27 protein-coding genes are annotated in these 23927 nt (G+C 74.5%); 12 read left to right on the top strand and 15 right to left on the bottom strand.

Features of this window, described 5'->3' with window-relative positions; translation table 11 throughout:
- Positions 1–102: 102 nt before the first annotated feature.
- Positions 103–3048 carry a preprotein translocase subunit SecA gene (secA, locus tag ACIQLL_RS10835; protein WP_402466659.1) on the top strand — a complete coding sequence of 982 codons (2946 nt, stop codon included), beginning with the start codon at positions 103–105 and terminating at the stop codon, positions 3046–3048.
- Positions 3049–3128: 80 nt separating this feature from the next.
- Here secA and ACIQLL_RS10830 read toward each other — a convergent pair whose 3' ends face one another.
- The gene (locus ACIQLL_RS10830; protein WP_402466656.1) at positions 3129–3698 is read right to left on the bottom strand and encodes an Rv3235 family protein; all 570 of its coding nucleotides are present in this window, start codon (positions 3696–3698) and stop codon (positions 3129–3131) included.
- 61 nt (positions 3699–3759) lie between these two features.
- Positions 3760–4581, bottom strand: a complete 822-nt coding sequence (locus ACIQLL_RS10825; RefSeq protein ID WP_402466653.1) for a LysM peptidoglycan-binding domain-containing protein — start codon at positions 4579–4581, stop codon at positions 3760–3762.
- A 156-nt stretch (positions 4582–4737) separates the two neighbouring features.
- Here ACIQLL_RS10825 and ACIQLL_RS10820 point away from each other — a divergent pair, with 156 nt between their 5' ends.
- Complete coding sequence (locus ACIQLL_RS10820; protein ID WP_402466651.1) at positions 4738–5289, top strand: hypothetical protein; 552 nt, start codon at positions 4738–4740, stop codon at positions 5287–5289.
- Positions 5290–5299: 10 nt separating this feature from the next.
- On the opposite strand, the gene ACIQLL_RS10815 is transcribed toward ACIQLL_RS10820, so the two are convergent.
- A complete protein-coding gene (locus ACIQLL_RS10815; protein ID WP_402466649.1) occupies positions 5300–5509 on the bottom strand; it encodes a helix-turn-helix domain-containing protein in 210 nt (69 codons plus the stop codon).
- Between the two features lie 199 nt (positions 5510–5708).
- On the opposite strand from ACIQLL_RS10815, the gene ACIQLL_RS10810 reads away from it, so the two are divergent.
- The 3 genes from ACIQLL_RS10810 to ACIQLL_RS10800 are packed head-to-tail and all read left to right on the top strand — an operon-like array spanning position 5709 to position 8246.
- Positions 5709–6359 (top strand): CpaB family protein, encoded by a 651-nt coding sequence (locus tag ACIQLL_RS10810; RefSeq protein WP_402466648.1) that lies wholly within the window; start codon positions 5709–5711, stop codon positions 6357–6359.
- Positions 6359–7657, top strand: coding sequence for an AAA family ATPase (locus tag ACIQLL_RS10805; protein ID WP_402466645.1), 1299 nt, complete (start codon positions 6359–6361; stop codon positions 7655–7657). Before ACIQLL_RS10810 ends, ACIQLL_RS10805 begins: the two co-directional genes overlap by 1 nt.
- A 52-nt stretch (positions 7658–7709) precedes the next feature.
- Complete coding sequence (locus tag ACIQLL_RS10800; RefSeq protein WP_402466642.1) at positions 7710–8246, top strand: DUF6912 family protein; 537 nt, start codon at positions 7710–7712, stop codon at positions 8244–8246.
- On the opposite strand, the gene hisN is transcribed toward ACIQLL_RS10800, so the two are convergent.
- The 5 genes from hisN to ACIQLL_RS10775 form a co-directional block, all read right to left on the bottom strand.
- Positions 8234–8953 carry a histidinol-phosphatase gene (hisN, locus tag ACIQLL_RS10795; RefSeq protein ID WP_402467418.1) on the bottom strand — a complete coding sequence of 240 codons (720 nt, stop codon included), beginning with the start codon at positions 8951–8953 and terminating at the stop codon, positions 8234–8236. The two genes, ACIQLL_RS10800 and hisN, sit on opposite strands and share 13 nt — an antisense overlap.
- A 159-nt stretch (positions 8954–9112) precedes the next feature.
- Complete coding sequence (locus tag ACIQLL_RS10790) at positions 9113–9697, bottom strand: isochorismatase family protein (RefSeq protein WP_402466639.1); 585 nt, start codon at positions 9695–9697, stop codon at positions 9113–9115.
- Positions 9694–11133: an MFS transporter gene (locus tag ACIQLL_RS10785; RefSeq protein WP_402466637.1), complete on the bottom strand. Its 1440-nt coding sequence runs from the start codon at positions 11131–11133 to the stop codon at positions 9694–9696. Before ACIQLL_RS10785 ends, ACIQLL_RS10790 begins: the two co-directional genes overlap by 4 nt.
- Positions 11130–11573, bottom strand: coding sequence for a MarR family winged helix-turn-helix transcriptional regulator (locus ACIQLL_RS10780; protein WP_402466634.1), 444 nt, complete (start codon positions 11571–11573; stop codon positions 11130–11132). Before ACIQLL_RS10780 ends, ACIQLL_RS10785 begins: the two co-directional genes overlap by 4 nt.
- Positions 11574–11612: 39 nt before the next feature.
- Positions 11613–12827 (bottom strand): FAD-dependent oxidoreductase, encoded by a 1215-nt coding sequence (locus ACIQLL_RS10775; protein WP_402466632.1) that lies wholly within the window; start codon positions 12825–12827, stop codon positions 11613–11615.
- Between the two features lie 61 nt (positions 12828–12888).
- On the opposite strand from ACIQLL_RS10775, the gene ACIQLL_RS10770 reads away from it, so the two are divergent.
- A complete protein-coding gene (locus tag ACIQLL_RS10770) occupies positions 12889–13506 on the top strand; it encodes a PadR family transcriptional regulator (protein ID WP_402466629.1) in 618 nt (205 codons plus the stop codon).
- A gap of 7 nt (positions 13507–13513) precedes the next feature.
- On the opposite strand, the gene rsgA is transcribed toward ACIQLL_RS10770, so the two are convergent.
- The 4 genes from rsgA to ACIQLL_RS10750 all read right to left on the bottom strand — a co-directional run bounded on the left by rsgA (position 13514) and on the right by ACIQLL_RS10750 (position 16862).
- Positions 13514–14569: a ribosome small subunit-dependent GTPase A gene (gene rsgA / locus ACIQLL_RS10765; RefSeq protein ID WP_402466627.1), complete on the bottom strand. Its 1056-nt coding sequence runs from the start codon at positions 14567–14569 to the stop codon at positions 13514–13516.
- Positions 14569–15903 (bottom strand): 3-phosphoshikimate 1-carboxyvinyltransferase, encoded by a 1335-nt coding sequence (gene aroA, locus ACIQLL_RS10760; RefSeq protein WP_402466625.1) that lies wholly within the window; start codon positions 15901–15903, stop codon positions 14569–14571. The genes rsgA and aroA overlap by 1 nt, the downstream gene beginning before the upstream one ends.
- Positions 15904–15977: 74 nt before the next feature.
- Positions 15978–16655, bottom strand: a complete 678-nt coding sequence (locus ACIQLL_RS10755; RefSeq protein ID WP_402466623.1) for a DoxX family protein — start codon at positions 16653–16655, stop codon at positions 15978–15980.
- Positions 16656–16718: 63 nt separating this feature from the next.
- Positions 16719–16862, bottom strand: coding sequence for a hypothetical protein (locus ACIQLL_RS10750; protein WP_402466620.1), 144 nt, complete (start codon positions 16860–16862; stop codon positions 16719–16721).
- Between the two features lie 126 nt (positions 16863–16988).
- On the opposite strand from ACIQLL_RS10750, the gene ACIQLL_RS10745 reads away from it, so the two are divergent.
- From ACIQLL_RS10745 to rsrA, 4 genes are all read left to right on the top strand, one after another.
- Positions 16989–17834, top strand: coding sequence for a hypothetical protein (locus ACIQLL_RS10745; RefSeq protein ID WP_402466618.1), 846 nt, complete (start codon positions 16989–16991; stop codon positions 17832–17834).
- A 66-nt stretch (positions 17835–17900) separates the two neighbouring features.
- Positions 17901–18866, top strand: a complete 966-nt coding sequence (locus tag ACIQLL_RS10740; RefSeq protein WP_402466616.1) for a helix-turn-helix domain-containing protein — start codon at positions 17901–17903, stop codon at positions 18864–18866.
- 83 nt (positions 18867–18949) lie between these two features.
- On the top strand, positions 18950–19756 hold the full coding sequence (locus tag ACIQLL_RS10735) for a sigma-70 family RNA polymerase sigma factor (protein WP_402466614.1): 807 nt from the start codon (positions 18950–18952) through the stop codon (positions 19754–19756).
- Positions 19753–20031, top strand: a complete 279-nt coding sequence (gene rsrA / locus ACIQLL_RS10730; protein ID WP_402466611.1) for a mycothiol system anti-sigma-R factor — start codon at positions 19753–19755, stop codon at positions 20029–20031. The genes ACIQLL_RS10735 and rsrA overlap by 4 nt, the downstream gene beginning before the upstream one ends.
- A gap of 82 nt (positions 20032–20113) precedes the next feature.
- Here rsrA and ACIQLL_RS10725 read toward each other — a convergent pair whose 3' ends face one another.
- The gene (locus ACIQLL_RS10725) at positions 20114–20188 is read right to left on the bottom strand and encodes a 50S ribosomal protein bL37 (RefSeq protein WP_402375911.1); all 75 of its coding nucleotides are present in this window, start codon (positions 20186–20188) and stop codon (positions 20114–20116) included.
- Positions 20189–20293: 105 nt separating this feature from the next.
- Between ACIQLL_RS10725 and ACIQLL_RS10720 the strand changes: the two genes are divergently transcribed.
- On the top strand, positions 20294–21094 hold the full coding sequence (locus tag ACIQLL_RS10720; RefSeq protein WP_402466609.1) for a DUF4097 family beta strand repeat-containing protein: 801 nt from the start codon (positions 20294–20296) through the stop codon (positions 21092–21094).
- 16 nt (positions 21095–21110) lie between these two features.
- Here ACIQLL_RS10720 and ACIQLL_RS10715 read toward each other — a convergent pair whose 3' ends face one another.
- Entirely contained in the window at positions 21111–21716 is a 606-nt protein-coding gene (locus ACIQLL_RS10715; protein ID WP_402466606.1) for a GDSL-type esterase/lipase family protein, read from the bottom strand.
- Between the two features lie 169 nt (positions 21717–21885).
- Positions 21886–22818 (bottom strand): aldose 1-epimerase family protein, encoded by a 933-nt coding sequence (locus tag ACIQLL_RS10710; protein ID WP_402466604.1) that lies wholly within the window; start codon positions 22816–22818, stop codon positions 21886–21888.
- 76 nt (positions 22819–22894) lie between these two features.
- Between ACIQLL_RS10710 and ACIQLL_RS10705 the strand changes: the two genes are divergently transcribed.
- Positions 22895–23887 carry an aldo/keto reductase gene (locus tag ACIQLL_RS10705; RefSeq protein WP_402466601.1) on the top strand — a complete coding sequence of 331 codons (993 nt, stop codon included), beginning with the start codon at positions 22895–22897 and terminating at the stop codon, positions 23885–23887.
- The last annotated feature ends 40 nt before the right edge of the window (positions 23888–23927 follow it).

Genomic DNA, 23927 nt, shown 5'->3' with positions numbered 1-23927 from the left:
ATAGGATGATCGATGGTGCGACCGGTCGGCGCCGGCGTCGGCGGTCGGCACCGAACCGACGGGCCCGGGTCCTCCCGGGCACCACCGACACGGGAGAACTGCGTGCCTGCCATCCTCGAGAAGATCCTCCGCATCGGCGAGGGGCGGACCCTGAAGAGGCTCACCGCCCTGGGCGAGCAGGTGAACCAGCTCGAGTCGAGCTTCGCCGAGCTCAGCGACACCGAGCTCGCCGAGGAGACGGACCGGTTCAAGGAGCGGCTCGAGCACGGCGAGACGCTCGACACGCTGCTCCCGGAGGCGTTCGCCACCGTGCGCGAGGCCGCGCGGCGCACCCTCGGTCACCGCCACTTCGACGTCCAGCTGGTCGGCGGCGCCGCCCTGCACCAGGGCAACATCGCCGAGATGAAGACCGGTGAGGGCAAGACGCTGGTCGCGACGACGGCCGCGTACCTCAACGCGCTGTCGGGCCGGGGCGTGCACGTGGTGACGACCAACGACTTCCTCGCGCGGTACCAGGGCGAGCTGATGGGGCGCGTCTACCGGTTCCTCGGGCTGACGACGGGCATCATCGTCTCCGGCCAGAACCCGGACGAGCGCCGCGCCCAGTACGCGGCGGACATCACCTACGGCACGAACAACGAGTTCGGGTTCGACTACCTGCGCGACAACATGGCGTGGTCGCCCGAGGACCTCGTCCAGCGCGGCCACAACTTCGCGATCGTCGACGAGGTCGACTCCATCCTCATCGACGAGGCACGCACGCCGCTCATCATCTCGGGCCCGTCGTCGGGTGACGCCAACCGCTGGTACGTCGAGTTCGCCAAGGTCGTCAAGCGGCTGCGCAACGAGACGGACTACGAGGTCGACGAGAAGAAGCGCACCGTCGGCATCCTCGAGCCCGGCATCGAGAAGATCGAGGACTACCTCGGCATCGACAACCTCTACGAGTCGCTGAACACGCCGCTCATCGGGTTCGTCAACAACGCGATCAAGGCCAAGGAGCTGTTCAAGCGCGACAAGGACTACGTCGTGCTCAACGGCGAGGTCATGATCGTCGACGAGCACACGGGCCGCATCCTCGCCGGCCGCCGGTACAACGAGGGCATGCACCAGGCCATCGAGGCCAAGGAGGGCGTGCAGATCAAGGCGGAGAACCAGACCCTCGCCACGATCACGCTGCAGAACTACTTCCGCCAGTACGACAAGGTCGCCGGGATGACCGGTACGGCCGAGACCGAGGCCGCCGAGTTCCAGGGGACCTACTCCCTGGGCGTGGTCCCCATCCCGACGAACAAGCCGATGATCCGCATCGACCAGTCGGACCTCGTCTACAAGACGGAGGAGGCGAAGTTCGACGCCGTCGTCGCGGACATCGTCGAGCGGCACGCCAAGGGTCAGCCCGTGCTGGTCGGCACCACCAGCGTCGAGAAGTCCGAGCTGCTGTCCACGCTGCTCAAGAAGGCCGGTGTCCCGCACGACGTGCTCAACGCCAAGGAGCACGAGCGGGAGGCCTCGATCGTCGCGCAGGCCGGCCGCAAGGGCGCGGTCACGGTGGCCACCAACATGGCCGGGCGCGGCACGGACATCATGCTCGGCGGCAACGCCGAGTTCACCGCCGTCGCGGAGATGGCGGCCCAGGGCTACGACTCCACCGAGGACCCGGAGGCCTACGAGGCCGCGTGGCCGGACGTGCTGGCGAAGGCCGAGGAGTCCGTCAAGGCCGAGCACGAGGAGGTCGTCGAGCTCGGCGGCCTGTACGTGCTGGGCACCGAGCGGCACGAGTCGCGGCGCATCGACAACCAGCTGCGCGGCCGCTCCGGCCGTCAGGGCGACCCGGGCGAGTCGCGGTTCTACCTGTCGATGCAGGACGACCTCATGCGGTTGTTCAACTCGGGGCTGGCCGAGTCGATGATGGGGCGTGCCGGGTTCCCGGACGACATGCCGCTGGAGTCGAAGATGGTGACGCGCGGCATCCAGAGCGCGCAGTCCCAGGTCGAGTCCCGCAACTTCGAGATCCGCAAGAACGTCCTCAAGTACGACGACGTGCTGGCCCGCCAGCGCACCGTGATCTACGACGAGCGGCGCCGGGTGCTCGAGGGTGAGGACCTGCACGAGCAGGTGCAGCACTTCATCACCGACGTCGTGACGGCCTACGTGGACGGCGCCGCCGACGACGGCAGTGCCGAGGGCTGGGACCTCGACGCCCTGTGGACGGCGCTGAAGTCCGTCTACCCCGTCTCGATCACCGTGGACGACGTGGTGGCCGAGGCCGGTGACCGGTCGCGGATCACGCAGGAGATGCTGCTCGACGAGCTGCTCTCCGACGCCCGCGTGGCCTATGCGGCTCGTGAGGAGTCGCTCGGTTCTCCCGCGATGCGCCAGCTCGAGCGCCGGGTCGTGCTGTCGGTGCTCGACCGCAAGTGGCGCGAGCACCTCTACGAGATGGACTACCTCAAGGAGGGCATCGGCCTGCGGGCGATGGCCCAGCGTGACCCGCTGATCGAGTACCAGCGTGAGGGTTTCCAGCTCTTCCAGGCCATGACGGAGGCCATCAAGGAGGAGTCGATCGGCTACCTGTTCAACCTCGAGGTGCAGGTCAAGGGTGCCGGCGACGGCGCGCCGGACGACGGGCCGGCGGTGTCGGTCGCCTCGGCCGCCGCTGCTGCCGGCTCGTCCGCCGGGCGGCTCGTCGGCGGGGGAGCCGCCACGGTCGTGGGCGCGGACGCCGTCGAGGACGCCCCGGCACCGGCCGAGGCGGAGCCCGAGACCGAGGTCGAGGTTCCGGCGGCGTTCGCCGGTGACGAGGAGCCCGTGCTGCTGGCCAAGGGGTTGGAGACGCCGCGGCCGCCGCAGAACCTGCAGTACTCGGCGCCCAACGAGGACGGCACGGCGTCGGGTGAGGACTCCCGGTCCGAGCGCCGGGCCCTGCACGGTGAGGCGTCGTCCGCCGAAGCCGACGGCCGGACGTTCCCCGGCACCCCCCGCAACGCGCAGTGCCCGTGCGGGTCGGGCAAGAAGTACAAGGTCTGCCACGGCGTGAACGAGTAGGACGACCTCCCCGCAAGCACTCCGCCCCGCGACGCTCGGCGTCGCGGGGCGGAGTGCTGCTCGGCCAAGAGCGGCCACGGTCACCCGAGCTCGAGGACCGCCACCCGCCACAGCCCGCGACGGGCCTCGAGGCGGACGGCGGCCGCTCGCACCCGCCCGCGGTCCTCGAGCACCACGGTGGCCTCGGCCGTCTCCTCGCCGAGCCGCACCATCCGCACCCGGCGCACGACCACCGGAACTCCCGTCGTCCCGGCGCCGTCCCGCCGGGCTCGTGCCCGGACGAGCCGTGCCCGTTCGACGAGCTGGTCGTGGACCGTCGGTGTGACCCAGCGGGCGATCTGCGCGGCCGGGCGTTCGCCGCGCAGCACCTCGACGGCGGCGCGGACGACCGAGCAGCACAGGGCCGTCGGGTCCGGCGGGCGCACCGTGCCCGACGCGGTGGGCGCGGTGAGCGGGCGCCCCGGGACGGGGACCGCGCCCGGCGTCCGAGCGCCCACCCGGATGCGGCGGACGGGTCCGGGGCGCCGGGACGCCTGCGGCGGTGCGCCGGGCCGCCCGGTCCGCGGCGGGGCCGACACCCGCAGCCTGTCCGTGGTCCGTGGGCGGCGGTCGCGGGTGGTGGGGGTGTTCTCGGGGGCGGGGGCGCTCATGGGGTCTCCGGGGGTTCGGCGGGGCGGTGCGGGTGGCGGGTCGAGGGCGGTGCGGGGCCGGTCAGGGCGCGTACAGCTCCTGTCCGGGCAGGATGAGATCCGGGTCGTCGCCGACGACGTCGCGGTTCGCCTCGTGCCAGCGCGTCGCGGCGCGCAGCACGTCGGCGTCGGTGGCGTCGTCCGGCAGGGTGCGCGCGGCGATGTCCCAGAGCGTGTCGCCGCGCACGACGACGACAGGGTCGCCGCCCTCGCCGTCGGGAGTGCGTCGGAGCGACGTGGGGCGGGCGTCCCCGACGTCGTCGACGTGCGCGACGTCGTCGACGTGCGCGCCGTCGTCCCCCGGGTCGCCCCCGGTGCCGTCCTCCGCCTCGGTCGCGTCGGCCGGCACGGACACCGCTCCCGAGCCGGCCACGACGTCGGCACCGGTCGAGCCGGTGCTCTGCCAGCCGAGGTCCAGCACGGCCGCGGTGCCGTCGGCGGGAGAGGCGTCGTCGGCGGCGGTGGCGGCCACGGGCGTCAGTGCGAGGCCCGCGCCCAGGCCGACGCCGACGGCACCGCGCGCGAGGCGGCGCACGACGCCGGGTGCCCAGCGTCCGAGCACCACCTCGACGGTGCGCCGGGACCGGGACCGGCGTGCGACGACGACGCACGCGACCGCCGCCGTCGCCCCGGTGAGGACCCAGGCGGCCGCCAGGACGCCGATCGCGAGGACGAGCACCTCCACCCACCGGTCGATCCCGGTCGCGACCGCGGCGGCGGCGTCGCGGGGCACCACGGCGAGGAGCCGCCCGCCGAGCAGGACGAGCGCGCCCGCGGACCCCAGGACGCAGACGAGGAGGCCCGCCGCGCTGCGAGCCTCCCGCAGTGTCGTGCCGTGGCTCATGATGTCGCTCCCTCGCGATTCAGGAATTTTGATGCTTCTTGATAGCGCTTGATGTGATCTGGTGTCAGATATTCAAGCGCAGTCTGGTCCGGCTGTCCAGGGCAGGGCATCCTGGTGCGGGCCCGGCGACGGACCGGGGCCGGGAAGGAGACCCAGGTGACGTCGTCGGACGGGTCCCGCTGGGCGAGGCTCTTCGCCGACCTGGAGGCGCAGCTCGTGGCCGCGGAGGCCGCCGAGCGCGACGGTGCGGTGGCCGAGCTGACCCGGGCCGAGCAGGCGTCCGTGCCGCTGGTGGACCGGCTGCGCGCGTCCGGTGGCGGCCGCCGGCTCCGTGTCGAGCTGTGCGACGGTGACGCGGTCGAGGGTCGGGTCGCCCACGTGGCGACGGAGTGGTTCCAGGTCGAGGGGAGCGGGGTGCGCGGACCCGTCCAGCACGTGGTGCCGGTGGCCGCCGTCGTCGGCCTCGTCGGGCTGGGGCCCTACGCCACGCCGTCGACCCGGCGGACGGACCGCCTCGGTCTCGGCGCCGCACTGCGGGGCCTGCAGCGGGACCGCGTGCGCGTGCAGGTCTGCACGAGGGCGGGCGTGACCTTGGGCCGGATCGCCCGCGTGGGTGCCGATCACGTCGACGTCGAGGACGTCGACCGGGCGCGGCCGGAGGTGCGGGTGGTGCCGTTCGCCGCGCTGGTGCGCGTGAGCTCGGCCTGACGGAGCGGGGTTACAGGTCGCCGGAGGCGATGCGCTCGCGCGTGCGCGAGTACTGCTGCTCGATGTACTCCTCCAGCCGGGCGGCCTCGACGCGCCAGACCTTCTTGGGGCCGACCTGGATCGCGGGGAGCTCGCCGGAGCGCACGAGGGAGTAGGCCTGGGCGGCGGAGATGCTCAGCATCTCCTGCACCTCGGCGAGGGAGAGGAAGCGGCTGGCCATGGATTCATCATGGCACATGGTGCCGGATCGTCAGAGTTGTCCACAGAAGATGGCGGCGGGTGGTGACGAGAAGTCGCACGTCCCGGATGATGGATCAGCCGCGGTGCGTCGCACGCGCCGTCGGTACCCTGCGACCGCCTGACGGACCACCCGTAGTCCCGGGCGCACCGACGCGCCCGGCCGATCCGAAGGACCACCCGTGAGCAACGACGCCCTCCCGGCCCGTACCGCCCCCCGCCTGCGGCGACCCACCTGGCGCGACCCGCGGCTCGTCGTGGGCGTCGTGCTGGTGGCCGTGTCCGTGGCGCTCGGTTCCTGGGTCGTGTCCGCCGCCGACCGCACCGTGGGCGTCTACGTCGCGGCGGGCACCCTGACCCCGGGCGAGCCGGTCGACGAGGGCCGGCTGCGGGTGGTCGACGTGAACCTCGGCGTCGAGGCCGACGGCTACCTGCGGGCCGACGCCGGGCTGCCCGCCGACCAGGTCGCCCTGCGGGTGGTTCCCGAGGGAGAGCTGGTCGCCGCCACCGCCCTCGGGGACGCCGCCGCCGTCGACGTGCGATCGGTGGCCGTCCCGGTCTCCGCCGGGATCTCCGACCGGCTCCACGCCGGGTCCGTGGTGGACCTCTGGTTCGTGCCGGAGCAGAGCCCGGGTTCCGGTGCGGACGACCCGGAACCGGCACCGCTCGTCGCCGGCGTCGTGGTGGAGGACGTGGACGCCGCCGACGGCGGGCTCGTGGTCTCCCAGCAGGGCACCCTGCACGTCCTCGTCGGTGACGGCGACCTGCCCGCCGTCCTCGCGGCGCTGGGCGCCGACGGCTCGGTCGCCGTCGTGCCGGTGGTGGGCACCTGATGCCCGCGGAGATCACGGTGCTGTGCGCCGTCAGCGGTCCGGCGGAGCCGGACGTCGTCCTCACGCTGGGCGAGCCCGGTTCCCGGGTGAGCGTCACGCGGCGCTGCGGCGACCTCGCCGAGCTGCTGGCGGCGTCGGCCGCCGGGGCCGGCTCGGTCGCCGTCGTCTCCGCGGACCTGCCCGGTCTGGACCGGGAGGCGGTCGGACGGCTGCACGCTGCCGGTACCCGGGTCGTGGCGCTGGCGGACGACGGCCCCGTCGAGCGTGTGGAGGCGCTGGGTGTGGAGGCGGTCGTGCACGGACCGGCCGATCCCCGCTTCCTCGACGCCGTGCGCGACACCGCCCCCATCGACGACCCGCTGGCCACGTCCGAGATCGACCTGACCGGCCTGGCGGGGCGCGGCGGGGACCACGAGCAGGGGTCCGTCGTAGCGGTGTGGGGACCGGTGGGCGCCCCGGGCCGCACGACGACGGCGGTGGAGCTGGCGGCCGAGCTCGCCGGTCTGGGCGGCGCGGCCGGGCGCCGGCGTCGACGGCGCGGCGCGGCGGGCGGTCCCGTCCCCGAGCCGACCCTGCTCGTGGACGCCGACACCTACGGGTCCTGCGTGGCGGCACGGCTCGGCCTGCTCGACGACGCGCCGGGACTCGCGGCGGCCGCGCGGGCCGCCGGCCAGGGCACCCTCGACCTGCCGACGCTCGCCCGTCACGCTCCGGTGGTGGAGGGCAGGCTGCGGGTCCTGGCGGGCATCACGCGGGCCTCGCGCTGGCCGGAGCTGCCGTCCAGCGCGCTGGAGGTCGTGCTGGAACGTGCCCGAGCGCTGGCCCGGTGGACCGTCGTGGACTGCGGCCCGCTCCTGGAGGTCGACGAGATGCTCATGTACGACACGCACGCGCCGCAGCGCAACGCGGCCACCCTGGCGGCGCTGCAGGCCGCGGACGTCGTCGTCGTGGTGGGCGCGGCCGACCCGGTCGGCATCCAACGGCTGGTGCGGGCGCTCGAGGACCTGGGCGAGGCGCCGGTCCCCGTGTCCGGGCGGCAGGTGGTGGTGGCCAACCGGCTGCGGTCGGCAGCCGTCGGGTCCGACCCGGCGCGGGCCGTCGGCCAGGCGCTCGCCCGGTACGGCGGCGTCGAGGACGTCCACGTGGTGCCCGACGACGGCCCGGCGCTGGACGCTGCGGTCCTGGCCGGGCGGACGCTGGCCGAGCAGGCGCCGTCGTCGGCTGCGCGGCGTGCCTTCGCCGGGCTGGCCGCCCGGGTGCGCGAGCCCGCGACGAGGTCTGCGGCACCGGTCGGCTGACCCTCCCGTGCGCCGCACCGGCCCGGGGCCGCCGTCACGGCAGACTGGAGCCATGCGCCTCTATGTGCCGGTCACCCTGGACGAGCTCGACACGGCGGCCGTGGCCGCGCACGGTGCCCGGTGGCACCTGCGTCCCCGCGGTGCCCACGCCGTCACCCCGGCCCTGGTGACGGGGCTGGCCGACGAGGACGACGAGGGCCGCGAGTACGCCGCGTTCCTCGCGGCCGCCGACGACTCGCTCGGCCTCGTGGCCGCTGCGTCGGACCCGGTGCCGCCCCTGCGGGCGGTCCTGTCCCTGGAGGTGCCGGACGACGTCGTCGCGCCGGGCACGCCGTCGCCGGCGGGCGGACCGGTCGCCCCGTCGGCCGTCCAGGTGACACGCGAGCTGCCCGATGCCGCCCTGGTGGCGATCCACGCGGACGAGCCCGCCGCGGAGGCGGACGTGCTCGCGGTGCTGGCGGCCGTGGACGCCGACGACGACGCCGCCCTCGACGAGGCGGTGCAGCGGGTCACGGACCGCGACCTGCTCTGGTACGCGCCGTCGGAGGCGCACGACGTGCCGCGCGGCCGGGGGGATCAGCCCAGGTAGACCATCGTCTTGTCGTGCAGCAGCCCGTTGGTGGCGACCGCGTTGCCGCCCCACGGGCCGTCCATGCCGTCCAGGGAGGTGAACCGGCCGCCGGCCTCCACCACGATCGGGACCAGGGCGGCCATGTCGTAGAGCTCGAGCTCGGGTTCGGCGGCGATGTCGGCCGAGCCCTCGGCCACCAGCATGTACGACCAGAAGTCCCCGTAGCCGCGCGTGCGCCAGCACTCGCGGGTGAGGTCGAGGAACCCGTTGAGCTTGTCCCGCTCCTCCCAGCCCGACAGCGAGGAGTAGGCGAACGAGGCGTCGGACAGCGAGGACACCCCGGACACGTGCATGCGGGTGGCCGCCGCGAGGGACTTGCCGGTCCAGGCGCCCGAACCCTTGGCCGCCCACCACCGGCGTCCCAGCGCGGGTGCCGAGACCAGGCCCATGACGATCTCGTCGCCGTCGGCCAGCGCGATGAGGGTCGCCCACACCGGGACGCCGCGCACGAAGTTCTTGGTCCCGTCGATGGGGTCGATGATCCAGCGGCGCGGCCCGCTGCCGGCCTCGCCGAACTCCTCGCCGACGACGGCGTCGCGCGTGCGGGCGCGGGCGAGCTGGGCGCGGATGAACTCCTCGGCCCCCCGGTCGGCGTCGGAGACGGGGGTGGAGTCGGGCTTGGTCTCGACGTGCAGGTCGACCGCGCGGAACCGGGACATCGTCATCGAGTCGACCTGGTCGGCGATCACGTGGGCCAGGCGCAGGTCGTCGGAGTACGTGCGCCCGTGCCCGTGCGGGCTGGATGTCTGCTGAAAGGTGGCCACGGTCACACGCTAGCGGTTCGCGTGGTCCGGGGGGCGCACAGGCACGCGGAGCCGTGCGGTTCAGGGCGTCATCAGGCCCAGCAGCTCGGCCGCCGTCCCGGTCTCCCCGAGCAGCGGGAAGATCCTGGTGACGCTGTGCTCGTGGGCGTCGGCGGAGCGGTCGCTCATGGCGTCCGTCACCAGGCTCAGGTGGTAGCCGTGCTCGTGGGCCGAACGCGCGGTCGACTCGACGCCCATGCTCGTCGCGATACCGGCGAGCACCAGCTGCGTGACGCCGCGTCGGCGCAGCTGGAGGTCCAGGTCGGTGCCGTAGAAGGCTCCCCAGGTCCGCTTGGTCACCACGAGGTCCGTCGCGGCGGTGTGCAGCTCGGGGGCCAGCACGTCCCAGCCGGCGGGACGGTCAGGACGGGGCCCCGCGGCGCGAGCGGCGTCCGTACGCGCCGAGACCGCGTCCGCGCCGTCGGGTGCGGCCGTCACCCGCACGAGCACCACGGGCAGGTCTCGGGCACGGAAGGCGGCCGCGAGCGCGGTGCTGCGGGCGAGGACGTCCGTCGCGTCGACCGGTCGTACCGGTGCGGCGAGGATGCCGGCCTGGAGGTCGACGACGACGAGGGCGGTGCGGGGGTCGAGGGTCGTGAAGGTCATCGGGTGTCCGTTCGAGGTCGGGGACGGGGTCGAGAGCCGCGGGGACGGCGGGGGAGCGACCGGTCGACGGCGGTGAGCAGGACGACGCCGAGCGCGCACCCGGCCATCGCCAGGGCGAGGTCGTGCAGTCCCGTCGTGGTGGCGCCCTGCGGGTAGAGGGCGGCGATCGCGGCCGTGGAGACGAGCGCGCCGAGGTAGGTGAAGGTGCGCAGGAGCCCGGCGGCGGCGCCGACCGTGCCCGGGTCGGCCTGGTCGGCCAGGGCCTTCTGGTTGGCCAGCCCGAAGAGACCCTGCATCCCGCCGATACCGAGGCCCACCACGACCAGCACCCACAGCGGGCTGTCGGTCGCCACGGTGGCCAGGACCCCGGCGCCGACGAGCAGCGAGACCGCTCCGACGAGGAGGGCAGGCCGGACGGGGGCCCGCCGCCCCGTGGTCGACGCGAGAGCCACCGCGAGGACGGAGGTCGGCAGCATCAGCAGACCGGCTGCGGCCTCGGTCAGGCCGCGACTCTGCTCGAGCCACTGCACGTAGCCGAACAGGAACGCGTAGATCGCGGTCGCTCCGAGCATGGCGCGGGCGTAGGTGAGGAGCAGGGGGCGATTGCCGATCAGGAGCCGCAGGTCGACGAAGGGGTGCGCGGTCCGCAGCTCGTGCCGGGCGAACCAGGCTCCGGCGACGACGGTGACGCCCAGGACGGTCGCACCGGTCGCACCGACGAGCACCAGCATCAGGCTCGTGAGCGCCACGGCGAACAGCAGCACGCCGCCGGCGTCCGCCCGGGCAGCAGCAGCCGTCCCGGCGGCACTGCCGTCGTCGCCGTCGTCGCCGCGGAGCCCGGCCGCGGTGGTCCGGGGGAGGCGTCGCGCCCCGAGCACGAGGCACGCCGCGGCGAGGGGGACGTTGACGGTGAAGACGGCCCGCCAGCCGCCGACGCCGATCAGCACACCGCCCAGGGTGGGGCCGACGATCATCATGACCTGGTTCGTCACCGCCAGGACCGTGAGGACCGTCGCGGTGCTGCGGTCCCGGCCGTGACCTCCGCCCGAGCGGCGGACGAGCCACATCGCCGCGGGGTAGGCCGCGCAGGTGCCGAGACCCAGCAGGACGCGCGCCAGGACGAGCACGCCCAGCGTCGGCGCGAGCGCCCCCAGGACGCCGGCGAGCCCGACGAGCGCCGTACCCACCAGGTACGGACGGCGCGGGCCGACCAGGTCGACGATCCGTCCGGCGACGGGCTGGCCGACGGCGGTCGCGAGGTACAGGGCCGTCACGAGCCACACCGTCTGCGCGGGGCCGGCGCCGAAGGCGACCCCGATGGGCACGAGCGCCACGGAGATCATCGAGGAGTTGATCGGGTTGAGCAGGGACCCGACGGCCAGGGGGAGGGTCAGCCGCCGGTCGTAGCCACCGACGGCGGTGCCGGGTGCCGTCACGGTTCCTCGAGCCCGTCGAGCAGGGCCAGGGCGTCGAGCACGGTCTCGAGCTGGTCGGGGGTCAGGGCCTCGTCCAGGGCACGGGTGAGCCACTCGTCGCCGGCCTCGCGGCGACCCGTGACCAGGGCCCGGCCCGACTCGCTCACCGAGACGACCAGGCGGCGTCCGTCGTGCGGGTCGGGCGCGCGCCGGACGAGCCCGCGTTCGGTGAGCACCGCCAGGGTGGCGCCGAGCGACTGCGGGCGGACGCGTTCTGCGGCGGCCAGCGCGCCGGGCGAGCTCGGTCCGTGCTTGACGAGACGGTTGAGCAGCGACGTCTGGGAGGGCGTCAGCCCCTGGTTGTCGGACGCCTCGAGGAAGCGGCGGCGCAGCCGGCCGACGAGCGAGCGCAGCTCGCCGGCGGCGCGCAGGGCCTGCGGGGTAGGGGCGGTCCGGGGCATGCCTCCACGGTAGAACTCATCAGGCCAGACTGACAAGTTTCACCTGATCGATGCGCCGCCCCGCAGGTCGGGCACCCGGGTGAGGTGGTGGTCGTAGACCTCACGGAGCGCGGGGCCGCCCGCGGTGCGTCGCAGCACGACCGGCAGGATCGCGTCGCGCAGCCAGCGCGCCAGGCCTGTGGCCGCCTTGGAGCTGTTCACGCGCCGGGCCTGCGCGACGATCCGCTCGACGCGAGGGCGCCGAGCGGCCTCGTAGGCCGCGAGCGCCGGGAGGACGGCGCCCTGCTCGCCCAGCGCGAGCGCGAGCGCGACGGCGTCCTCGACGGCCAGCGAGGCACCCTGGCCCGACGACGGCGACGGCGCGTGGGCGGCGTCGCCCAGCAGGGCGGTGCGCCCGGCGTGCCAGCGCCGCAGTCGGGGCACCGTGTGCATCGGGCTCGCGGGAGTCAGTCGCGTGGCGGCCCGGAGGAGTGCGACGGCGGGCCCGGCGTCGTCGGCGAACAGGGTGGTGAGTCGGTGCCGCCAGGTCTCGGCGTCGATGCTCTCGGGCTCGCCGCGCACGGGCTCGCGGGGCTGCGGGACGTTCGCGAACCACCAGACCTGCTCGTCGGGTGCGGTCGCGTAGCCGAAGAAGGCGCGCCGGCCGAAGATCATCCGAAAGCTCCCCGGCGGTTCGTCGACGATGCCGGCCGGGCTGTCGCCGCCCAGGCCGACGAGCCCGGTGTACTCGGGTCCCGGTGCGTCCGGCACGATCTCAGGTCGGATCCGGGAGTGGATGCCGTCGGCGGCGACGACCAGGTCGGCCGCCGCCTCGGTGCCGTCGGCGAGACGGACCCCGGCCGGGCGGCTCGCCGTGCCCGGCCTCGTGAGGCCGACGACGTGCTGCCCGGTGACGATCTCGACGCCGCGCCGGCGCGCCTCGTCCCGCAGCGCACGGGCGAGCTCGGCGCGCCGCACGGTGCGGGACGTCGGAGCTCCCGGGAGCGTCGCCGAGGTCCTCGAGTCGCCGAGGACCTTGCCGGTGCCGCTCACCATCGTGAGCACCGGGGTGGGGAAGCCGACGCCGGCCACGGCCGTGTCGAGACCGAGCGCCGCCAGGGCGTCGATCCCGTTGGAGCCGAGCGTGAGGAACGAGCCCTCCGCCTCGTCGTCGTGCCGCCGTTCGAGGACCGTCACGTCGATCCCCACCGTCGTCAGGGCGACGGCCGCCGCCGTGCCGCCGATCCCGCCACTGATCACCAGGGCCGTAGTCATATTATGACTATGCACTGTCGCGTCGCTGCCGGTCAAGCAGGACCTCTGCGACGATGCAGGGGTGAAGGGGACCGAACCTGCTGCCGGGACACCGGCGCGCCGCCGCTCGCCGCTGGCCATGACGGTGCTGGCGCTGCTCTACGAGGCACCGGCGCACGTGTACGGGATGCACCGGCTGATCCTCGACCGCGCCAAGGACCACGTCGTGAACGTCGGGTCGCGCAACAGCCTCCACCAGGCGGTCGAACGGCTCGAGCGCGACGGCCTCGTCGCCGTCCACGAGCGTCCGTCCGCACCCCGGGGACGCACGGTGTACGCCCTGACCCCCGACGGCGAGACCGCCCTGCGCACCTGGCTCGCCGAGGCGATCGCCACCCCTCGCGACGAGTACCCGGAGCTGCCGGCCGCGCTCTCGTACGCCGTGCTGCTGGGCCCCGACGAGCTGACCGGGCTGCTGGTGCGCCGGCTGGCCGCCCTCGACCGGCTGCTCGCCGCACCGACGCCCGAGCAGGTCGCCGCCGCCCACGGGCTGGTGCGTGTCCTCGTGCTCGAGGACGAGTACCAGCGTGCCGTGCTCACCGCCGAGCGCGACTGGGTGCGCGGCGTCGTGCGCGACCTGCGCTCCGGCGCGCTCACCTGGACCGAGGCGCAGATCCGCGCGCTCGCAGCCCCGCCCTGAGGCGCGGTCAGTCCGCCGCGGTCCGTGAGGACAGCAGCCGGCGGAACGAGCCCAGCCGCGCCGCCCGCCCGGCGCGGCCGGGCTCGTCGTCGGCCGCGGCCACCCAGTCGTCCAGCGCGCAGTCCGGGGCGTCGGCGGCGTGCGTGCACCCGCGCGGGCACTCCTGCGCCGCCGCGTCGAGGTCCTCGAAGGCGCGCAGCAGGTGATCGGTCTCGACGTGGGCGAGCCCGAACGATCGCACGCCGGGGGTGTCGATCACCCAGCCGTCGTGCGCCGTGCCCCCGCCTGCGTCCTGTCCCGCCACCGGCAGCCGCAGCGCCACGGCCGAGGTGGACGTGTGCCGCCCCCGGCCGGTGACGTCGTTGACGACCCCGGTGGCGCGACCGGCGGCCGGGACGAGCGCGTTGATCAGCGTCGACTTGCCGACCCCGGAGTGCCCGACCAGGACGGAGGTCCGTCCCAGCAGGCGCTCGCGGACGGCCTCCACGGCGGCCGGGTCGTCGCGCCGGGTCACGACGACCTGGACGCCGATCGGCTCGTAGAGCGCGAAGAGATCGTCGGCGGGGGCGAGGTCGGCCTTGGTCAGGCACAGCAGCACGTCCATGCCGGCGTCGTACGCGGCCACGACGCAGCGGTCGATCATCCCGGTGCGCGGCTCGGGCTGGGCGAGCGCCACCACGACGACGAGCTGGTCGGCGTTGGCCACGACGATGCGCTCGTACGGGTCGGTGTCGTCCGCCGTGCGGCGCAGCACCGCGGTGCGTTCCTGGATGCGCACGATCCGGGCGAGCGTGCCGTCGTCGCCCGAGACGTCGCCGACGACGTCGACCCGGTCGCCGACCACCGCCCGCGTGCGGGAGAGCTCGCGCGCCTTCATGGCGAGGATCTCGCGCTCGTCCGGGCCGCCGTCGTCGACCACCAGGGTGTAGCGCCCCCGGTCGACGCCGGTGACCAGGCCGGTGACGGCGTCGGCGTGGTCGGGACGCTGCTTGGACCGGGGCCGCGACCCGTGCTTGGACGGGCGCGCGAAGCGCTCGTGCTCGTCGCGGACCCGGCGCGCCATCAGGCCCGGCCGTCCGTACGGCCCAGCATGCGGGCCCAGATCGCGTCGAAGCCCGGCAGCGTCTTGGCGGTCGTGGCCACGTCCTCGACCAGGACGCCCGGCACACGCAGCCCGAGCAGCGCGGCCGAGGTGGCCATGCGGTGGTCGGCGTAGGTGCGGAAGGTCCCGCCGTGCAGGGGCCGCGGGGTGATGACCAGCCCGTCGCGGGTCTCCTCGCACCGGCCCCCGAGGCGGGTGATCTCGGTGGCGAGCGCGGCCAGCCGGTCCGTCTCGTGCCCACGCAGGTGGGCGATGCCGCGCAGCCGGCTGGGGGAGTCGGCCAGCGCGGCGAGCACCGCGAAGGTGGGGGCGAGCTCGCCCCCGGCGTGCAGGTCGACGTCGATCCCGTGGATCTCGCCGGTGCCCGTGACGGCGAGCACGTCACCGTCCCGGGCCACCGACCCGCCCATCCGCTCGAGCAGCCCGGGGACCAGGGCGCCGGGCTGCGTCGTCGTCGCGGGCCAGCCGGGCACGCGGACGGTGCCGCCCGCGACGAGGGCGGCGGCCAGGAACGGCGCCGCGTTGGACAGGTCCGGCTCCACGCGCACGTCCCGGGCGGCGATCGGGCCGGGTGTGACGCGCCAGATGCCGTCGCGGGAGTCGTCGACGTCCACGCCGACCTCGCGCAGGGTGGCCACGGTCATCTCGATGTGCGGCAGGGACGGCAGCGTGGCGCCGATGTGGCGCAGGGTGAGGGCCCGGTCGAACCGGGGGGCGGCGAGCAGGAGCGCCGAGACGAACTGCGAGGACGCCGAGGAGTCGATGTCGACGGCGCCGCCGGCGACGTGGCCGCGGCCCCGGACGGTGAACGGCAGGTGGGTGGGCAGCCCCTGCCCGCCCCCGGGGGCCTTGTCGAGCACGCGGACCCCGAGCGCGTGCAGCGCCGCCAGCACCGGCAGCATGGGACGGACCCGCGCGCCCGGGTCGCCGTCGAACCGGACGTCGCCGTCGGCCAGCGCCGCCACCGGCGGGAGGAACCGCATGACGGTGCCCGCGAGCCCGCAGTCGACGTCGACGTCGCCGGTGAGGCGGCCGGGGGTGACGTGCAGCGTGCTCGGGTCCGCACCCTCGGTGATCGTGGCGCCGAGGGACCGCAGCGCGGCGATCATCAGGTCGGCGTCGCGAGAACGCAGCGCCCCGCGCAGGGTGCCGGGCGCGTCGGCCAGCGCGGCCAGGACGAGGAGGCGGTTCGTGAGCGACTTGCTGCCCGGGACCTCGACGGTTGCGTCGACGGGGTCGCCCGCGAGGGGTGCTTCCCACAGCGGGAGGTCGGTCGGGGCGTGCGCGCTCGTCATGGGCCCGAGCCTAGTCGAGCGACCCGCCGGGGACGCCGCCGTCCCGTGGGCCGGGACGCGCGGTGGGCCGGCTCTCAGCTCAGCTCGGCGGCGGCCCGCCGGGCCGACGCCGTGGCGCGCTTCGCGGCGTGCTCGGCCGACTTCCTCGCGGACCGGGCGCTGTGCTCGACGGTGCCCTGGGCCCGCTGGGCGGCGTGCCGGGCGGACCGCTTCGCGGTGTCGGCGGTGTGCTCGACCGAGCTCTTGGCCTGGTGGGCCGCGTGCTTCGCGGACCGGGACGCCGTGTCGGCGGCGTGGTGGGCCGACCGCGTGGCGACGGAGCGCTTCTGCTCGAGCCGGTAGGTGACGCCGGGGCGGCCCTCGAGGTCGATGCCGGCGATCACGGCGGCCCCGACCGCGCCGAGGTTGCGCACGAACTTCCCCGTGCGCTCCCGCCGTTCGTCGCCCTTGGACGTGAACGGCTGGTTGACCACGGCCAGCGGTGCCGTGAGCGCGGCCAGGGTGAGCGCGGCCGTGCGGGGCGCGCGCCCGACGGCGAGGAGGAGGCCGGCCACGGCCGTGGCGGCCCCGTGCGCGCGCACCAGCAGCGAGACCTGCGTGTCGTCGAGCCGGTCGACGCCGAGCGCGTCGGTCACCGTGTCCGCACCGCGCCGGGCGGCCTCGGTGTGCTCGGCCGGTCGCAGCGCGGTGGAGGTGCCGTCGTAGACGAACGGGACGGCCAGCAGGGGGCGGGCGAGACGTCGCAGCAGCATGGCCCCACTGTGGCAGAGGGGCGGGGTTCATGCCTACCGGTGCGGGCGCGTGCCCGGCCGGCGTCAGCCCGGGTCGGCGCCCTCCCACCAGTCGCGGTGGGACCGGGGCGGCCTCCGGGCCCCCAGGCCGTCGTTGCGCACCGTGCGGCGCAGGGCGACGAGCCAGGCGATGCCGCCGGCCAGGGTGAGGGTCAGTGCGAGGGTCATGGCAGCAATTCTTTGACCATCGATCATCAGCCACGAGTGGCGCCATCGACACTCTTCGTCGACTTCCTGCCACCATGTCGCGGCTGCTGTTGACAGACGGGAGCAGCCCCGATGAGGTCGTTGACCATGGACACGGAGCGTCTGGTGACGGTGCGACCCTGGCCCACCGCGCTGTGGATCTGCGTCGTCGGGCTCGCCGTCCACCTGCTCCTCCTCGTCGCCGTCGCCTCGGCGGTCACGGGCGGGGCCTCCGGCGGCTGGTCCCTGCCCGATCTCGTGGTGCACGGTCTGCTGTGGACCGGGATCCCGGTCGCACTGGTGGGGCTGCCCGGCGCCGCCCTGCTGGTCTCGCTCGTGTGGCGGTACCCGCTCGGGGCGCGGCTGGCGGCGTTCGCGGGCGCCGGCGTCGTGTTCGGCCTCCTCCTGCCCGGGTCCGGACTCGCCGCCGGCGTCGGATCGCTGCCCGGCTGGGGGTACGACGTCGTCGCGGCCGTCGGCGCAGCGGTGCCCGCGGTCGCGGGGTGCGCCGTGGTGGCCGCCCGGGACCGGCGGCGCGGGCCCGCCCCGGCGGCGAGCGGCCCCGACGGGGACAGCGGTGCCGTGCCGCGCGGTGCCGTGCCGCGCGGTGCCGTGCCGGAGGAATCAGGGCGGGTCCGCGGCGACGGGGCGGGCTGGGCGTCGCCCCTGGTGTGGCTCGTCGCGGTCTGCGGCATCGTCCTGGTGCCGCTGTGGACGGGGTTCGGTGCCCTGATCACCGCGTCGGGCTTCATGGGTTCCGGCGGCGACCCCGACGCCGCCGCGTCCTTCCTCGGGGTGGGGGCGGGCGTCGCCGTCGGCGCGGCCGTGATCGTCCTCGTCGTGACGCGGCTGGGGAGGCGCCGGGGCGCGTCGGTCCGCGGCGGCGGTCTCCTCGTCGGCCTCGGGGTGGTCGTGGCCGCCGTGCTCGCCGCGGCCGCGGCCACCGTCGGATGAGCACCGTGAGGTGGCAGATCATCATCGACCCTCGATGTCCTGCCGCGCACCTGGCATCATGAACCGATGATCCAGAAGGTGGCTGCCGTCGTCGTCCCCGGTGTCGCGCCGTTCGAGCTCGGCATCGCCTACGAGGTCTTCGGCATCGACCGCAGCGACACCGGCGGCCCGGTCTTCGACTTCACGGTGTGCACCCCCGAGCCCGGCCTGATCCCGACCAAGGGCGGGTTCGGCATCCAGGTCGACGCCGGACTGGCGGCCACCGAGGAGGCCGACGTCGTCGTCGCGGTCGCCTACGACGTGATCTCGGACACCGAGCACATCGACGTGCCGCCGGCGTACCTCGAGGCCCTGCGCCGCGCCCACGACCGGGGCGCCTGGGTCCTGTCGCTGTGCTCCGGCGCCTTCGTGCTCGCTGCCGCCGGGCTGCTCGACGGGCGGCGGTGCACCACGCACTGGATGTTCGCCGACCGCCTCGCGGCCCTCGCGCCGTCGGCGCAGGTCGACCCCGACGTCCTCTACGTCCAGGACGGCCGCGTGCTCACCAGTGCCGGGACCGCCGCCGGCATCGACGCCGCGCTGCACCTCGTACGGTCCGAGCTCGGCGGAGAAGCGGCCCGCACGATCGCGCGCCGCATGATCGTCCCGCCGCAGCGCGACGGCGGCCAGGCGCAGTTCGTCGTCGACCCCGTGCCCGCGGAGGCCGACACGCTCGCCCCGCTCCTCGCGTGGGTCCGCGAGCACCTCGACCTGCCGCACACGGTGCCCCTGCTCGCGCGGCGGGCGATGCTGTCCGAACGCACCTTCGCCCGCCGGTTCGCCGCGGAGACCGGCACCACGCCCGCCGCCTGGTTGGTCCGCCAGCGGGTGCTGCGGGCCCAGGAGCTGCTGGAGTCCACCGGTGCCGGCGTCGAGGAGGTCGCCCGGCTCGTCGGGTTCGGCAGCTCCGCGGTGCTGCGGCACCACTTCGCGAGGGTCCTCGCCACCAGCCCGACGGCGTACCGGCGGCGGTTCGCCGACCTCGCGGGCTGACCGCCGGTCGCCGCGGCCTGCAGCGTGCCGGACCGGGAATGCGCGCGCCCGCGCCGCGGTTGACGACGCATGTGGAAGCCTGCATGACCCGCCCAGCCCCCGCCCCGGCGGCACGAGCCGACGTCCCGCTGTTCGGCGTCGCGGCCGACCTCGGCGTCGGCGCCGCGAACGCCTCCGGCACGTCCCGCGCGACCTGGCCGTCAGGGCTAGGCTCGACAGCGATGACCCAGGATGACGACGCCGGAACGAACGATCCGCACACCACCCCGGACGAGGTCGGTGCGGACACCGAGCGCGCCCCCGACGAGGAGTCGCCGACGCAGCGCGCCGCTCGCTTCGAGCGCGACGCCCTGCAGTTCGTCGACCAGCTCTACTCGGCCGCGCTGCGCATGACGCGCAACCCGACGGACGCCGAGGACCTCGTCCAGGAGACCTTCGCCAAGGCGTTCGCGGCCTTCCACCAGTACCGCCCCGGGACGAATCTCAAGGCGTGGCTGTACCGCATCCTGACGAACACCTTCATCAACAACTACCGCAAGAAGCAGCGCCAGCCGCAGCAGGCCCAGACGGACGACATCGAGGACTGGCAGATCGCCCGGGCCGCGACGCACACCTCGCAGGGGCTGCGCTCCGCCGAGGTCGAGGCGCTCGACCGGCTCCCGGACTCGGACGTCAAGCGCGCGCTGGCCGAGCTGCCCGAGGAACGTCGCATGGTCGTGTACTACGCGGACGTCGAGGGCTTCCCCTACAAGGAGATCGCCGAGATCATGGGTACACCGATCGGGACGGTGATGTCCCGGCTGCACCGTGGCCGCCGGCAGCTGCGGGAGCTGCTCGCCGACTACGCCGCGGACCGTGGACTCGCCGGAGCTCGCGGAGGAGAGAAATGAGCGACCTCACCCCCATCCCGCACGAACCCGCCGAGGGTGAGAGCGACTGCGACCACGCGCTGACGCACCTGTACGACTACCTCGACTCCGAGATGACCGAGGCCGACGAGCAGCGGATGCGCGCCCACGTCGCGCACTGCTCGCCCTGTCTGGCCGAGCTCAGCATCGAGGAGCTCGTCAAGAAGCTGGTCAAGCGGTCCTGTGCCGAGCACGCCCCCGAGACCCTGCTCGTGCGCATCCGTCAGCAGATCACCGTGATGACGGTGAGCGACTGACCCGGCACGGCTGCCCCGACCACGAAGGGCCGGACCTGATCAGGTCCGGCCCTTCGTCGTGCAGGCGATCGCCGCGCACGGATCAGGCGTTGGGACGCTTGCCGTGGTTGGCTGCCTTGCTCTTGCGGCCGCGCCGCTTGCTACCGCGCTTGCTCATGGCGGTCTCCTCACGAGAAGGTTGACGGGGTCGGTCCATGATCCCACAGGATCGTGACGGACCGGAACGCCCGGGCAACCGCACCACCCGCACACCGGAGGCACCATGAGCACCGAGTCCTGGGCCGTCGCGGCCCCGCAGACCATCGACGTGAACGGTGTGCAGACCGTGTCCCTGCGCCTCGACTCCGGACGGGCGGAGGTGGTCGCGGACCAGGACACGGACCAGGTCCGGGTGGAGGTGCTGGAGGTGGGCGAGGAGCCCCTCCTGGTCACCCGGGCCGGCTCCAGCCTGCGGCTCGCCTACGAACGCTCCAAGGTCGAGGCGTTCGTGGCGCGCGTGCGCTCCCTGCGGGAGAACGCTCGGGCCGTCGTGCGGGTCACGGTGCCCGCGGCGGTGAGCGTCGACGTCGGCACGGTGGACGGGGACGCCGAGGTGTCGGGGACCCGGGGCACCGTCGTCAAGACGGTGACGGGCACGGTCCGGACCGTGGGCACCACCGGGTCGCTGTACCTGCGGTCGGTCTCCGGCGACGTCCACGCCACGGACCACTCCGGCGACGTCTCGGCGCAGGTGGTGTCGGGATCGCTGACGCTCGGCGGCACGCTGGGCCGGGTCTCGACCAGCACCGTCTCCGGTGCGGTGACGGTCACCGCGGCCGGTTCGGCGCCCCTGGTGTCCGCCAAGACGGTCTCCGGCGCCGTCGCGCTGCGGCTCGACGACGGCACGCCCGTGAGCCTCAAGGTGCGAGGCGCCGCGGGTCAGGTCGTCCTCGACGGTGCGGTGCTCCCCTCGACGGGCCGCACGCTGGTGGTGGACCACGCCGAACCTCCGGCGGAGCACCGGGCCGTGGCCTACGTGACGGCCACGGTCACCTCCGCGCACGTGACCGTCTCCCGCGGATGAGGTGTGGCGCGGGCCGTCACTCGGACTCGTGCGGCAGCCCGAGCCAGGCGTGCCAGCCCGTGTGCAGCACGAGCCACGCCATGAGGCCGTAACCGGCCTGCCCCGGGAAGGTCGACCCCGTCGTCGCCAGGTCCGCCAGCCACTGCTCGTGCTGGGCCAGCGGGGTGTAGGTGTCCACGTAGGGCACGCGACGTCGGCTCGCGACGTCGGAGAACGCCGCGGAGAGCTCGGCGATGCGGTCGCCGTCCTCGGGGTGCCCGGGGGGCGGTCCGACGACGAAGGTCGGCAGGCGCCGGCTGTCCGCCACGTCCAGGATGTTGGCGAGGTTGAGCCGCGACCTCGCCACCGAGAGCCCGGAACCGACGTCGTGGCGGCCGAGAGCGACGACGAGCCGGTTGTCGTGGGTGGCCTCCGGACCGAACCGGGGGTCGGTCTCGGCCTCCCAGCGAGCGCCGAGGCCCGACGTCGTCTCCCCGGGGACGGCCAGCGTGAACGACATCGCCGGTCCGTCGAACCGCGTGCGCGCCAGGACGCGGCCGGTCCAGCCCAGGGCGCGGGCGTCCCCGACGCCCACGCCGAGCTCGTCGCCCACCACGCAGATGCGCACCTCACGGTCCGTCACGAACCCTCACCGTCCCCTGCTGTCGTGCTTGTCGCGCCGTCATTGTCCCGTGCCCGGGTGCGGCTCCGCATGATCCCACGCCGCGCTGCGCGCGCACCCGCCTCCCAGGGAGGGCGGGGTGGGAGATTTGTGACATCCTGCCCGGATTCGCCGCGGGCCGCACCGCGGTTCAGAGCAGCGTCGCGCCCCAGCACACCTCGTGCGACTCGCCGGGAGCGAGGCGCGCGAGCCGGTCGCCGCTGTTGAACGCGTCGGCGTAGCAGCTCATCGGTTCGGCGGCGAGCCCGAACCGCTCGTGACCCGGGATGTGGTCGGCCGAGCAGACCTGCCAGCAGTCCATCGAGTCGTCCATCCACACCGCCGGGGTCCGCCCGTCGGGGCAGCCGAGCAGGCACCAGGCCAGCCCGGCGTCGTCGCGCGTGGCCCCCACCCAGGCGTCGTCGAGGTCGAGTCCGGCCAGCGAGCGCGTCGCGCGCAGGTCGTGGTCCCCGGACACGGGCTCGACACCGGTGGGCAGCAGGCGCTCGTCGACGGTCACGTGCTCGACGGCGTCCAGGCGCACGGTGCAGTCGTCCAGCGCCGCACCCCCGGTCGACAGCCACGGGTGGAAGCCCACACCGTAGGGGGCGGTGCCCGTGCCCACGTTGGTGGTCCGCACGCGCACCTCGAGGCCGCGATCGGCGTCGACGGCGTACCGCACGCGCGTGGTCAGCTGGAAGGGCCAGCCCTTCTGCGCCGGCAGCGCGAGCTCGAGGGTGACCGAGTCCGCCGTCGACTCCACCGCCGTCCAGCGGTACCAGCAGCCCAGGCCGTGCAGCGCGGTGCTCCGGGCGGGCTCGGACAGGGCCAGCTGGTGCTCCGCACCGTCGGCCGTGTAGCGCCCGTCACGCAGCCGGTTCGGCCAGGGCACCAGGACGGCGGCGTTGAAGACCGGGGCCGGCTCGTCGACGCCGAACGGCACGAAGACGTCGCGGCCGGCGACGGTGTACTGGCGCACCATCGCCCCGACCTCGGTCACGGTGACGGCGTGCTCGCCGGCTCGGATGTGGTGCTGGGTGCCCGACGGGGCGTCGGAGATGCTGGGACGAAGACTCGTGTTCACGGTCACACCGTAGTCGGAAGGCCGGACGGGTGCGTCCCACGTAGCGTGTACTGGTCAACCCTGACTTGGAGGACTTATGGAAGAGCGGGTGCTCGGCCGGACCGGCCGGATGGTGTCGGTGATCGGCCTGGGAACCTGGCAGCTCGGAGCGGACTGGGGCGAGGTGGGCGACGACGAGTCGCGTGCCGTGCTCGAGGCGGCGCTCGAGGCCGGGGTGACGTTCTTCGACACCGCGGACGTCTACGGCGACGGGCGCAGCGAGGAGACGATCGGTCGCTTCCTGGCCGACCACCGGGGCCAGGGCATCACCGTGGCCACGAAGATGGGGCGCCGCGTCGACCAGGTGCCGGAGAACTACGTGCTGCCCCACTTCCGGGAGTGGACCGACCGCTCGCGCCGCAACCTCGGCGTCGACCGGCTGGACCTGGTGCAGCTGCACTGCCCGCCCACGCCCGTCTACTCCAGCGACGAGGTCTTCGACGCGCTGGACGAGCTGGTCGCCGAGGGCGTCATGGCCGCGTACGGCGTCTCCGTCGAGACGGTGGACGAGGCCCTGACGGCGATCGCGCGACCGGGGGTGGCGACCGTCCAGATCATCCTCAACGCCTTCCGGCACAAGCCCCTGGAACAGGTGCTGCCCGCCGCGTCCGAGGCGGGTGTGGGCATCATCGCCCGGGTCCCGCTGGCGTCGGGGCTGCTCTCCGGGCGCTACACGACCGAGACGACCTTCGCCGAGGACGACCACCGCACCTTCAACCGGTCGGGTGAGGCGTTCGACGTCGGTGAGACGTTCTCGGGCGTGCCCTTCGAGGTCGGGGTCGAGGCCGCGGGGCGGTTCACCGCGCTGGCCGAGGGCCTGACCCAGGACCTCACGCCGGCCCAGGCGGCGCTGGCGTGGGTCTGGCAGCAGCCGGGCGTGTCGACGGTGATCCCGGGCGCCCGCAGCCCCGAGCAGGCACGGCTCAACGCCGCGGCGGGTTCGGCGTCGTCCCTCGGTCCGCTCTTCACGTCCGACGTGCGGGACCTGTACGACGCGTCGATCCGCGCGCACGTCCACGACCGGTGGTGAGCCGCTGAGCCGTCGGGACCGGCCCCGGCCGCGCTCGGCA

The organism is Isoptericola aurantiacus (assembly GCF_044769875.1).
Lineage (GTDB): Bacteria > Actinomycetota > Actinomycetes > Actinomycetales > Cellulomonadaceae > Isoptericola > Isoptericola aurantiacus.
The sequence above is the reverse complement of the archived record's forward strand: the minus strand, read 5'-3'. Positions and strand labels throughout refer to the sequence as shown.